The organism is [Clostridium] symbiosum ATCC 14940, assembly GCF_000466485.1.
Classification (GTDB): domain Bacteria; phylum Bacillota; class Clostridia; order Lachnospirales; family Lachnospiraceae; genus Otoolea; species Otoolea symbiosa.
In genome coordinates this window covers 333-566 of record NZ_KE992826.1, presented here as the reverse complement: position 1 = coordinate 566, position 234 = coordinate 333, and positions in this window count along the sequence as shown.

Sequence of the window (234 nt, the reverse complement as noted above, 5' to 3'; positions counted from 1 at the left end):
ATTTCGATCCACAAGGCTCTCGCGAGCCTCGACTTGGCCTCCGCTCCGCCGGTGGCGCCGACATATTGATTTCGATCCACAAGGCTCTCGCGAGCCTCGACCGTTGATAGCGTAGATGATAACGGGTTTTGCATAATTTCGATCCACAAGGCTCTCGCGAGCCTCGACGTTTGATGCATTGATAGTCCTGGACTGTGGTAGATTTCGATCCACAAGGCTCTCGCGAGCCTCGAC